Below are 12,099 nucleotides of genomic sequence, written 5' to 3'. Positions count from 1 at the left end.
CAATTCTGAAAAAATGTCCAATAAGGATATAAAATATCACTGTGCACATGGCAGCTATTTAGTGATTATTTTAAGCGCAGATTTAGCCGATTTAAGGTAATTCCGGAGGTTTATTTCCAGGAAGTATTCGGGTTATATTTTTTTCCTCTGAACTCCAGAATGTCACATTGATGACAGAGGATATTTCACTTGCCTTGGCATTGACCACTTCTTCTGATTCCTCCATCACTGGTTCAGCAGCCTCTTTAGAATCATCCGTTAAAGTATCATCATCTGAAGGCGAGAAAAAACTCAGAATGAATCCATCGTTAACATCCTGATTATCACGCAGAAAATCAGCCTCCTGTTGGATAGCACTTTGCTCCTGCACGGCATATTCTGCTTCAGAGAGAAGCAATTGCTTCTTGATAATATCCCCAATGTGATCTGCGGTGTAATGCGAAGCCTGATAGCCGCCGTGACCATCGTAAATACCAGACATCCCGCAAAAAGAGGCGTATTTACCGCTATGTTTAACAATTTGAACAGACACGGATATATTATCTCGTGAACCCCGGGCAAGCGCTTGCCGGGTCAGATAGCTGGCAATTTCTATTGGATGGCATCGTCCCGGTTTACCTTTGTTCAAAGCAGTTAAGCAAGAATGCAATAATTTTTCATGGCTCCTTTGTGTGTCTTTTTTTGCAGCATCGGTAAATCCATCACAGCTGCTAATAAGATGTACACTGTATTCCTTGGGAATATCACCCATGTAGGTAATCATTAGATCAGGATCGGGAATGATCCCTTTAACGTCCTTATCGCCAAAAGCTCGCGAGATAGCTAGCCGGCCCTGTACCCGTCCTTCGTCACCTTCAATAGATGAGCCGGCTGCGTAGATCCTGTCTCGCTCAGACTGCAACTCCGGTTTATGCACGCGTTGGTTAAGCCTGCTAACACCAACAAGCTCGCCGTGTTCATCATAGATAGCGACAAAAACTGCCGCATCAGCGACTAAAGCGCTAATCAGATATTCCTGGTTAAAAATGGTGGTTACAGCGGTAGTGCCGCTTTGATCGATTACGTTTAAAATTTCCGAGTTAATCAGACGATAAGACGTCCATAAGCGTTGAGCTATTTGAAGCGGTGTCAGATCTTCAAATATAGATGGCTCGTAAACTTCCCAGGCTAAAGCATCTTCCTGCTCTTTTCTACGCCCCTTTATTTCGTCAAATCCAAAGCCATAGAGTATACTTTCACCTTGGCTATTGGTTACAGGCCTTGAAACAATCCTTTTTTTATCCAAGTCATGCATTTAGCTATCTCAGTGTCCGTTATTTAATATATTATACCAAATTTTAACCATTCAATATTCGCGAAATATAAAATATTTCCAAATGCATGAGGCGGTAAGATTTAGGCATTGATATACTTCAGAATACGCTTCCAATGTTCGGTTCATCTATGAAAGAAATCGTTCTGGCCACTGCCAACCAAGGAAAAATTAAAGAAATCGAGGCTATCCTTTCACCCATTCAGTGCTTAAGCATGGCTGATTTTGAAATTGAAAGCCCTGAGGAAAACGGTTTAAGCTTTATTGAAAACGCCTTGATAAAAGCTCGTCATACCAGCGCACAATCAGGCAAAGCAGCGCTGGCGGATGATTCAGGTCTTGTAGTTCCAGCACTCAATGGCGCTCCAGGAATTTATTCCTCCCGCTATGCGGGAGAAGACGCAACGGATGGGGATAATATCCAGCAACTTTTGCACAATATGAAGGATTTAAAGGAAGAGCAACGGCATGCCTATTTCTTTTGCGCCATTGCTATCCTTCGCTTCGCAGACGATCCCGTACCTCTTTTAGCTTATGGCAAAATAGAGGGGCAGATCATTTTTGAGCCCAGAGGAAACAAGGGGTTTGGTTATGATCCAATATTTTATATTCCAGATCAACACTGCACCGCCGCTGAATTGTCGCCTGAAATTAAAAACAGAATCAGCCATCGGGCACGCGCCTTATCTCAGCTTCGGGATCAGCTGAAGGAGTTATTATGATTACCAGCATCCAATCATTCAATGAACTTTCCACTCAGGATTTATATGACATTCTGCAATTGAGAAATGCTATATTTATAGTGGAGCAACAATGTCCCTATCAGGATCTCGACTATAAAGATCAGCAAGCCTTACACCTGTGTATCCGCGAAGAAGATACTTTATTAGCCTATGCGCGAATTCTTCCCGACTATGAAGCCGATACCTTAAGTTTTGGCCGTATTGTTACTGCCACAGTAGCGCGAGGCCAGGGATTGGGTAAACAATTGCTGAGCAATGTCATGGATTATCTGCAAACTCATTTTGCCGGCAAAATGGTTCATATTCATGCCCAGTTTTATTTAAAACGCTTTTATGAATCTTATGGATTTTGGAGTGAGGGAGAACCTTTCGATGAGGATGGAATCCCGCATATTTTAATGGTCAGATCACTATGAATGATGATGAACTATTTGAGAAAGCTTACTCGCTTCATTATGGGGGACAATTGCCGCAAGCGATTACCCTCTATGAGCAGCTGCTCAATACCAATCCACGGAATGAACGCGCCCTGCAGTATTTAGGCTTAGCCTATGCACAGCTGGGCGATATGGCCAATGCGGTACTTTTCATGAAGCAATCCCTGCAATTAAAACCTGATAATCCGGTGCTTCTCAATAATCTGGGCAATGCCTATAAAAATATACATGATTTTGATCAAGCCATTTCCCATTACAAGGAAGCACTTCATTATAATAAAGAATATGCCCAGGCCCACTGTAATCTGGCAGGTGTCTATGCGATTCAGGGGAATTATTTTCAGGCGCTGGAGCATTATCGCCAGGCCGTTCATGCCGAGCCTGATTTTATACTGGCTCATTTTAATTTAGGCTTGTTATTACTAAAAAATAATCAGCTAACCCCTGCAAAAATTCAATTTAAAAATGTCCTGGCATTAGATCCTTCTCATGTTGAGGCGCAATTTTACCTGGGAGTACTGGAGCTCGAAGCCAATCGACTGAAAGAAGCAGAACATGCTTTTCAAACTGTTTTACAGGAAAATGAAAATCATGTGCAGGCGCTGACTAATTTAGGGGTGGTCGCATTGAAGCAGAATAATGGACAGTTAGCGGTTGATTATTTCACGCGTGCACTGACTATTGATAATGATCACATTGAAGCACGCAATAATCTTGCCGCCACATTTATTCATCATGACCGCTTTGAAAATGCATTAATGCATTATGATGTTTTGCTGCAACAGTTTCCTGATAACAGTGAATATTTATACAACTCTGGCGTTGCGCAAATGGCTTTGGGTCATTTAAACGAGGCCATTGCTCATTTTGATAAAATTCTCGAAACAGATCCTCGTCACTTTGCTGCTCTCAATAATCTCGCCGCTATTTATCTTCGTCTTGAAGACAAAGAACGGGCCAAAAAATTACTGCAGCAGGCCTTGCTTGCCAAGCCCGACGATAAATCAAGCCGGCATATGTTGAATGCCTTGATGAATAATCAACAAGCGGAAACATCGCCGGAATATGCGGCCAATTTATTCAATAATTATGCGCTTTATTACGATCAGCACCTGAAGGATTATCTTGGCTATTCCTTACCAGAACGAATTCGAAAATTCCTGAAAGAGACCAATACACAGATTGTTGAACGAGTATTGGATTTGGGCTGTGGAACCGGACTTTCCGGGGCCAGTATTCGTTCAGTTTGCCAGGAACTTATCGGCGTGGATATCGCTGCAAAAATGCTCGCTCAGGCGCGGGATAAAGGGATTTATGATCAGTTGATTGAAGATGAAATTATTCATTTTCTAAAAAAAGATACCGCCTCCTATGATTTGATTATTGCAGCGGATGTACTGCCTTATTTCGGCGATCTTTCGGAATTGTTCGGGCTGATTAGCCAGCATTTACTGGCAGGAGCTTATTTCATTTTCAATACAGAAATAAGCTTCGAATCGCCCTGGCAATTACAGGTGAGCGCACGTTTTAGCCACCATCTGGACTATTTAAAGCAATTAGCCTCAAGATCTCATTTTCGCTGGATCAAACAAGAAGAAATAGCCAGCAGAAAGCAGGACGGTAAACCACTGTTGACCCGTCTGGTTATTCTTCAAAAAGAGGAGAGTACAAACTAACCTGGTCACGTAAAGATATTGTAAAATTCTACGGCTCCTCTGAAGTTGCATTGGCTTTTTAAATATAATTTCAAACATTGCCCATTAATTTCATTCAGGATGCCCTATGCCAGAAGCCCAACAAAAGACGACAGCTAACCTGAGCGAAAACGCCTCAAGCTCCTCCATTACCATGATTTTACAACGATTCAGGAAAAGTGAAGAAGATAAAGAAGCGGCTGCGGAGTCAGCCAAAGTACGCTGCAAGACCTGTTTTAAAGAAATTGCGCCAACTCCCCGTTGTTTTGGCCATGGCGGAGGCGGTGGTGGTGGCGGTGGGGCTGAAGAGTCATCAGAGAATGCCAGCAGCCAAAGCCTTGAGTTATCCCTGACAAACTTATCTCCCTTAGCCGATGATGAAGATTTCCTGGTTGAGTTTAATCCAATAGAGAATATCGACGAATCTGAATCAGATGACGAATTATTTGATCCCGAGATCATTGCTGAGTTGATCGAGCAAGGCTTATTGCTGGTCAATAATGATCCTGAATCGATGACGCTGACTATCAAGCTGCAATGCGACCCGGATACTCTATCTGAAAAGCAAAGAAACGAATTAAAAAAATTTATGGTCGCAATTGTTAAAGAGTTCAATTCATTTAAAAATCAACAGCATTTGGGCGGCGATTGCATCCATCTGGTTGAAGACACGAAGAAAAATATACTCTCCCTGCGTATCAATCTCCCTACTCGTTCTTTATACGATGCATTTATTCAGCAGTTGGCGAACAATCTCTTACCGACCCCGAGACCGGCAGCAATCAATGAGAAGTCGCGCGAGGAAAAGAAGGGGTTAGTTTCATCGCCATTGGCAATGGAACCCAAGCCTGATTTGAAGAACAACGATCTTGAGCAAGGCGAAGAACGGGCAGAGGAGAAGCTGACAAACTTTAATCCCTCACCTTTTTCAATCGACTGTAAGCCCTGGTAATCCAGGATTTACAGCCGCTAAAGAGCATAGCTTTCTACATCCCCCTACGTACCGCGCTTTATGCGCGATCCAGGTAATGCCTCTGATGGCAAAAGCATTTTAAAATTCACTACCCTTGTTATGGATACCCCGCATAAAGCGGGGTACATAGGCTCTTAGGGGTACGTAGAAGCGAGGAGCTGACTCTGTTTTCAGAGATGTGTTGATACCTGGGCCTTAAGAGGGGGTAATGGTGCTTGAACTGCTGGCAGTATGCTCTTCCTTCACTATCTTCCTCTGTTTGCGAAGAGTCTGTAAAGGGCTTCCCCTATGCACATCGATCTCAATTTCAATATCCTCGGGTTCCCTTTTAGCACCCACTCCCAATTTTGCAGTCATCTTTTTATAAGAGCCTGAGGCAGCATCCTCTTTATTGGCCGCCTTCCATAACTCACGGTAAAATTGACAATTTCCTATTAACTCATCATGGGTTCCCTCAGCTATGACCCTTCCGCCGTCGATTACAATAATCCGATCGGCAAAGTCTCTGGCTTCGCTTAATTCGTGTGTAATCATCAAAGCCGCATAGGGCTTGAAATATTGCTTAAAGGCTTCCATCACTTTTCTTGCTGAGGTAGCATCCAGGGCGGATGTAATTTCATCCAGGAGAAAAATACCGTCCCTATTTTTCATTAAGCCGCGAAGGATAGCAATCTTTTGTTGCTCGCCACCTGATAAGCCCTGCCCCTGGTCACCCACATCCGTATCCAGTTTACTGGATAGGCGATTTAAAAGCTCATCAATACCCAATAATTCTGCCAGCTTAAAGATTACAGTATCCACATCTTCCACCGGCGCCTGAGCACCAAACAGGATGTTCTCTCTGACTGATCCTTTAAATAATCCCGGCTTTTGAGAAAATAACGTGATGAAAGCCTGACGCTCTCTGAGGCTTATACCATCGACATCCTGCCCATTAATAAAAATAGAACCTCCACTTGGTGTAGAATGGCCAAATAACAAATTGAAAAGGGTACTTTTACCCCCTCCACTGGCACTAACAACCGCAACCCACTCTCCCTTTTGGATCCTGGTTGAAATCCCTCTTAATATTTTGCGCTCTTGCTCATTATCCTCACTTTGGGGATATCTGAAGCGAATGTCTTTAAACTCAATGGCGGGATGCTCATTTTCAGTTAAGTCCATTTTTACATCAGGATGTTTGTCTATTATCTGTTTGCTGTTATCTATAAATTGACTATAGACCGTTTGTAAGTCTGGCATTAAAGACAATAGACGTGTGAAAGCCGCTCCAAAATCGGGGGCCATTTGGCATAATTGATTCAGATAGCCGAGGATGAAGATAAAGCTTTGAGGGCTAAGCGCTCCTTCTCTTAGTTGATAGGCAGCATAAACAGCACCCAGGAGCATACCTGTTCTCGAGATTGTGGTATATCCCTGGCTGGTTCTATGCTTTATTTTGTCCATTTTAACTAATGTTTCACCGAAGTTTTTATTTACCCCTGAAACTAGCGCTCTCGTGGCAGCTTTCTTATCAAAATTGTCTATTATTCCCTTGTTGGCCAGCGCGCCAAGAAATGATTCCCATACTTTATTATTTTTCTGTATATATTCTGATTTTGCCTCGACTATAGTATTCACCCTGGTTGCAGCAAACAGCCCACAGGCAGTAAAAATGGACACGGCACTGATTCCCAAAGCAGCAGAGTGGGTCAATACTGCCATTAGCGCGCTCCCCAAAATAGCGATATCAGCGGCACTGAGCGTTTCGCCGAATAAGGCTTCGATCAGCTCCTCAATACCCATACTTTTTTGAATAAGCTGTATCTGAGGATATGACCCGAGCCGAATACTCTCTTCAAGAGTAAGTCCTACCTGTCTTTCAGTTGCTTCGGTGACCACTCGTTCAAAGGTATCGGCACGGGGCCCTGTGAGAAGTATTTGCGCCTGTGTTTTTGCAAGTCCTCCTAAAGCATAGATGCAGGTAAGTGCTGCAACAAGGGACTCAACTGAGTACTCAACACCCATTATTTCAATTGATTTTTCATCCGTGAACGATGCTTCGGCAATTTTGGCGAACAAAAAAGAACTGGAACCATTTGCAAGCGCCTGAATCAGATTCATGACTTGCGCAAGGCTTATGTCCGGAAGATTTTTTCCAGTACAAATATAAGAAATGAAATAGGAAAATGCACTCCAGAGTGATGCCTTTTTTTCTGGTCCGGGCGCAGACTTTGCTCCATCCAGAATAGGATTGGATTCTCCTGCACCCTCAACTTGAGGCGGCTTATTTTTCTCTAAATTATTTTCAATGTCGTCATCCAGTTCATCAATGAGATTAGAGCGGCCGCCCAGCTTATTAACAAACGATTTGACCCATTGCACAATTCGCATACGCACTCCTGACTTGCCTCCCTGTCTCCGGGAATGACATTATAATGACCTGTGTGAGCAGCAATAGTACCTTGCCACAATGGATTTGTAAAAAAATTCGGCATTACTTGCAACTGGCTCCATTCCATGAATTATCCTTCCTCATTGAAATAAGGAATATCGAGCCCACAAGGACCAGACAGAAGCGTAGAAGATCAACTCGGTTATCCATGATTCGCTGCGGCTAATTTCGGACTATACTTCGTTTAAACAATAAGGACAGGACAGTTATGAAAGGTTTTTTCGGACCAGCGAGCTGGGAAACACGCCTTCGACAATTGCAGATCAATCCTGATGAAATCAATGAACGTGATCTGGAAACAATTATTAATTATTTTCGCAGAAATATTAAAAGTGATTTACAACCCCAACAGACTATCACCGCGCTTAAACATTTGTATGAAAGTTATGAGCGAATAAAAAACAAAAATGCTTTGGATGAAACCCTTGATTTCGACTCATCCCTGATAGTATTCAGCTATGCCGCCAAAAATGGGATGGACCGATTTCTGATGCAGGCCTGGCCGCACAGTAATAACGAGGTCAAAAAAAAATGCCTGGAACATGTGAATAGCTTTAATAATTCAGCGCTGCATCTGGCTTCAATCAATGGTCATCCGCGGGTTATACGGTTTCTGCTGCAACTGAATATGTCAGGCACGCAAGCGAATATGGCAGGTAAACTGCCTATCATGCTGGCTTTACAATGCCACAATATAGCTATGCGAAAAGAGTGTTACCGAGAGTTATTCCATACCTTGCCCGAAATTGATAAGCGATTAGATGCCGCAGGTGAAAATATCCTGTTTTATTTGCTGCGAGCCCAAATGGAAGATGAAGCATTGGAGGCGCTCCAGCGAAGTCCGTCGGCATTACAAACAATCAATGGAGAAGGCGAATCATTGCTGCATCTGGCCCTGTTATTTGGATTAAAAAAAATATATCAGCCCTTGTTAAGAAATAAGGCGATGATTGAGCATCGAACGCTCCACAATCAAACTATTCTGCATTATGCCGTGGCAGGAGGTTATGTCGAAGCAGTCAGGGCGGTATTGGCAGGTAATTTCGATTTAGTTAATAAGCAAGACAGGAAATTCAATACCGCTCTTCATTTAGCTGCCGTGCAAAGCAATGGAAAACTAATTGAATTACTTCTTGAATATGGAGCAAGAACCGATCTATGCAATGAGCATAATCAGCTGGCGGCCGATCTTGCACCCCATGACTATCAACAGTTGTTACAAAACAGAACACCCGGGATGAGTATTCATTAATAGCAAACATGAATCCGTATTCTACACTGTAGTTAAGGGAATGAATCGGAGTATGTATGCTCACACCAATCCAAACGTCCGGTAAACAGGCTGAAATAAATACACTGAACTCGCTTATCCGTTTGTATGATCAAAAAAAATCAGACAGGCGGGAACAGGCTATGCTTCTGGCGCAAATACATACTTTATCTGAAACAGTTTTTATAGAGATGCAAACGAAACATGATCCCAATTTTGTGGACAAAGATATCGATAATTATCTCAACTGGTATTCAAATAACCTGGTGATGCAGGAACTCTCAACGTTTGAAACTAGCGTTTTCCCTGGAACTTCTGGCGAGAAGAGCGTTCTGGAATTGGCGAAGCATCCTATACCTCTTCCTACAGTTAAAGAGTGGACGAAGCAAACAACGCCCCGGAATTTTTTAGCTGCAAGGAATGAATTATATGAAAAAATAGACCCCTTACTGCTGGCGGTTCATCAGCAACGTACAGGGCAGCATGAGAGTGAGCAAGCGAAGATCAGTTACTACAATGCCCTTGAACAACTGAAAAGTCATCTACTGCTTCAGCTAAACCACCCTACTGAAACCACTAGAAAGCCAGTTGCCCAGCATCGGCTGCGTACTTTATTGAGTGCCGTTCTTTTTGAAATGAACTATATTTTTGAAACCCTGGAAGATAAAAAAACTGAACTTGAGCATCAGAGGCATGTGGCAGCCGAACTATTGGGCTCCCGCTCTCCCAAGAATGGAGCACTGCTGGAGCTATCAAAACAATTATCCAGCAACCAAATGGATATTATACCTGGTTTTGAGACTAGGCGATTGGGGCCTCAAGGGGGCGGCAATAACAAAAACTGGGTGACCACCAATCTGGAAACAGGGCAATCTTATTTAATCCGCATGGCTGACGGGAATGATTACAAACCCGGAGTGATTAACCAACTACGCCGGGATCCAGAGATTTGCAAGTTTCTTACACAGGATTACTTACGCGCGGTCACGCCTTTATCAGCAATGGGAAACAATAATCTGATCACCGTATCTGAGTTTTGCCAGAATGGCGATATTTTACGTTATCAATCCCAAAAAGCCAAAGCGGAACCCGAGCTTTCAGCGAGCATGGCTTTACAAAGAACGCTGGAAGTTGCAGAGTTTGTTGCTCTATTGGCGAGGAAAGGCTATGGCCATCCGGACATCAAGGCAGAAAATTTTCTGGTCAATGACCAATTGCAACTGGCGGTTTCTGACATAAAGTTTATTCGTCCTTTGAAAGTAGATGGGACATTGGAAAAATATCAGGAAGTAAATACTACTTATTCTTTTGCCGCACCCGAATATCTTGGGAATCTATCAAGCAATGTGCATATAAACATGGATAAATTTTCCAGCTATCAGCTGGCAGTCATGTTATACGACTTGCTGACCATGCAGCAAGGCGATGACAAGTTGTCCTGGGCCTCAAAACTGCAGCTTGCAGGCTGTGACGCAACTGTCAGCAATACAGCGGATGCTCTTGATTTTTCAGCTGAAATATTCCAAACCGCGCAAGGTAAAGCGGCCAGAGAGCTTATTCAAATGAGCTTGCAGGCCAACCCGGAAGTACGACCCGGAGTTGATGATTTTATGAGTCGCTTAAAGCAGATTTCTCTTGTTCAACAGTCACAAAACGCAGACGATTTGCCGGCAGTAATGAAACCGACCACAGCGCCGGCCAGTTTGAGTATGAAAGAAAATTTGAACCACTTAAAAAATCAGGCTGCTGAGCAAGGCCTCTCATACGGGCACTCAAATAAAACCATGTAATATTTCAGGGTGAAAGCGTATGATCATAAGCCTTTTCGCCGTGCTCAATGATATCTACTCCTTGAATTTCTTCCTCGGGGGTTGATCGGATGTTAATCAGCCTTTTTAAAGTAAAAAGAATTAATGCCGTGCCAAGTATTGAGATGACAATCGCAACAATGACTGCTATCAACTGGTAGACTATCAGCATAGTGTTTCCCGCCAGCAAACCGTTCTTACCAGCGGAGTTCATAGTTACCGTGGCAAATACGCCTGTCAAAACAGAACCAATTACACCCGAGATGCCATGACAGACAAAAACATCCGCCGCATCATCGACCTTTTCGAAACGATTGAGGAAATCCAGGCAAAACTGCGCAATGATTGCCGTAATACTGCCAATAACGATGGCCCCCATAGGGGTAACGAAGCCTGATGCAGGCGTGACAGCCACGAGGCCAATCACCGCGGCAGCCGATGCACCCACTGCAGAAGGCCTTTTTCCGCGCGCCCATAATAGCAACGTCCAGGTAGTAACCGCGGAGCTTGCAGCCAGCATTGTGGTAATGGCTGCGCAAATAGCTAAATCATTGGCAGCGGAGGCAGAGCCTGCGTTAAATCCAAACCAGCCAAACCATAACATTGAAGCACCAAGAACCACAAAAGGGATATTATGAGGGCGATTTTTTTGCTGCGATAGACCTATTCTTGGCCCAAGAATAATAGCGGCAATCAATGCAGAAAATCCGGCACTGATATGAACTACAATCCCTCCGGCAAAATCGATGGCGCCTATCTGGGCTAACCACCCATTAACACCCCAAACCCAGTGCGCCAAGGGAATATAAACAAGAATGGTCCAAAAAAGCACAAATAAAATGTAGCTGCTGAATTTCATCCGCCCCACCAGCGCACCGGAAATAATGGCCGGAGAAACGACTGCGAACATCATTTGAAATAACATAAACAGCGGGATGGGAATAGGCAGACTCTTATTTTCCGCAGAAAATAAACCCGCGAGCCCCAGGTAATCAAAATTTCCCAGCCATTGACTACTCCCGCCATAAACTAAAGAATACCCAAAAACCGCCCAGATAAGCGGGATGATTGCCAGACAAATAAAACTCATTTTGATTGTATTCAAAGTGTTTCGTACTGGACTTAAACCAGAGTAAAAAAAGGCAAGGCCAGGCGTCATCAACATTACCAGAGCACAGGATATTAGCATCCAGGCTATATTTCCATGATCCATAATATATCCTTATTCATGAAGACTTACTGTCTATTCTAATCTGGCTTACTAGACTCCTGGACCCCTCGGACAAGCCGACGTTGTTGCGTAATAGAACCAGGCAATTAAGCTGTTGTCTTTGCGAACGGAGTGAAGCAACCAGTTCAAACCTTAAGCAGGGCTATGAGCTGGATTGCTTCGCTGATGCTCGCAAAGACTGCCTTTTAGACAGCTAT

9 protein-coding genes are annotated in these 12,099 nt (G+C 43.5%); 6 read left to right on the top strand and 3 right to left on the bottom strand.

The genetic code is table 11. From position 1 onward, the window contains the following. Positions 1 to 91: 91 nt before the first annotated feature. Positions 92 to 1,294, bottom strand: a complete 1,203-nt coding sequence (locus DYH61_RS01745; protein WP_058508033.1) for a PP2C family serine/threonine-protein phosphatase — start codon at positions 1,292 to 1,294, stop codon at positions 92 to 94. 149 nt (positions 1,295 to 1,443) lie between these two features. Between DYH61_RS01745 and rdgB the strand changes: the two genes are divergently transcribed. The 4 genes from rdgB to DYH61_RS01725 all read left to right on the top strand — a co-directional run bounded on the left by rdgB (position 1,444) and on the right by DYH61_RS01725 (position 5,138). Continuing rightward, the gene (gene rdgB, locus DYH61_RS01740; protein WP_058508054.1) at positions 1,444 to 2,034 is read left to right on the top strand and encodes an RdgB/HAM1 family non-canonical purine NTP pyrophosphatase; all 591 of its coding nucleotides are present in this window, start codon (positions 1,444 to 1,446) and stop codon (positions 2,032 to 2,034) included. Next, entirely contained in the window at positions 2,031 to 2,471 is a 441-nt protein-coding gene (locus DYH61_RS01735; RefSeq protein WP_058508032.1) for a GNAT family N-acetyltransferase, read from the top strand. The genes rdgB and DYH61_RS01735 overlap by 4 nt, the downstream gene beginning before the upstream one ends. Next, the gene (locus tag DYH61_RS01730; RefSeq protein WP_058508031.1) at positions 2,468 to 4,168 is read left to right on the top strand and encodes a tetratricopeptide repeat protein; all 1,701 of its coding nucleotides are present in this window, start codon (positions 2,468 to 2,470) and stop codon (positions 4,166 to 4,168) included. Before DYH61_RS01735 ends, DYH61_RS01730 begins: the two co-directional genes overlap by 4 nt. Before the next feature lie 106 nt (positions 4,169 to 4,274). After that, positions 4,275 to 5,138, top strand: a complete 864-nt coding sequence (locus DYH61_RS01725) for a hypothetical protein (protein ID WP_058508030.1) — start codon at positions 4,275 to 4,277, stop codon at positions 5,136 to 5,138. Between the two features lie 216 nt (positions 5,139 to 5,354). Here DYH61_RS01725 and DYH61_RS01720 read toward each other — a convergent pair whose 3' ends face one another. Then, positions 5,355 to 7,532: an ATP-binding cassette domain-containing protein gene (locus DYH61_RS01720; RefSeq protein ID WP_058508029.1), complete on the bottom strand. Its 2,178-nt coding sequence runs from the start codon at positions 7,530 to 7,532 to the stop codon at positions 5,355 to 5,357. Between the two features lie 269 nt (positions 7,533 to 7,801). Here DYH61_RS01720 and DYH61_RS01715 point away from each other — a divergent pair, with 269 nt between their 5' ends. Next, the gene (locus tag DYH61_RS01715; RefSeq protein ID WP_058508028.1) at positions 7,802 to 8,845 is read left to right on the top strand and encodes an ankyrin repeat domain-containing protein; all 1,044 of its coding nucleotides are present in this window, start codon (positions 7,802 to 7,804) and stop codon (positions 8,843 to 8,845) included. A gap of 56 nt (positions 8,846 to 8,901) precedes the next feature. Beyond that, entirely contained in the window at positions 8,902 to 10,653 is a 1,752-nt protein-coding gene (locus tag DYH61_RS01710; RefSeq protein ID WP_058508027.1) for a protein kinase domain-containing protein, read from the top strand. 4 nt (positions 10,654 to 10,657) lie between these two features. Here the strand turns inward: DYH61_RS01710 and DYH61_RS01705 are convergent, their stop codons facing one another. Further along, positions 10,658 to 11,884, bottom strand: a complete 1,227-nt coding sequence (locus tag DYH61_RS01705; RefSeq protein WP_058508026.1) for an ammonium transporter — start codon at positions 11,882 to 11,884, stop codon at positions 10,658 to 10,660. Positions 11,885 to 12,099: the final 215 nt, after the last annotated feature.

It is taken from the genome of Legionella quinlivanii (genome assembly GCF_900461555.1).
GTDB lineage: Bacteria > Pseudomonadota > Gammaproteobacteria > Legionellales > Legionellaceae > Legionella_C > Legionella_C quinlivanii.
This window is presented reverse-complemented; position numbering and strand designations above follow the sequence as displayed.